The 375-nt window shown below is 41.1% G+C and carries 1 pseudogene; it reads left to right on the forward strand.

What is annotated here, in order from left to right:
- A pseudogene (locus HT718_RS09430) lies at positions 1-375 on the forward strand (surface protein Rib); the annotation flags it as partial.

Consider the following 375-nt stretch of genomic DNA (forward strand, 5'->3'; position numbering starts at 1 on the left):
CTTGTAGATCCAGAAGTAACTCCAGTTAAAGATCCAGCAAACTTAACAGACGCAGAAAAAACTAAAGTAGAAGAAGCCGTTAAGAAAGCTAACCCAACAGCAACGAAAGTTGAAGTAGGTAACGATGGAACAACAACTGTAACCTTCCCAGACGGATCAACAGCAAAACTAACACCAGAGAAGACAGCTAAAACAGCTGACTCAAATGGTCTTGTAGATCCAGAAGTAACTCCAGTTAAAGATCCAGCAAACTTAACAGACGCAGAAAAAACTAAAGTAGAAGAAGCCGTTAAGAAAGCTAACCCAACAGCAACGAAAGTTGAAGTAGGTAACGATGGAACAACAACTGTAACCTTCCCAGACGGATCAACAGCA

It is taken from the genome of Streptococcus sp. 714, assembly GCF_013277115.1.
In the GTDB taxonomy this organism is placed as follows: domain Bacteria; phylum Bacillota; class Bacilli; order Lactobacillales; family Streptococcaceae; genus Streptococcus.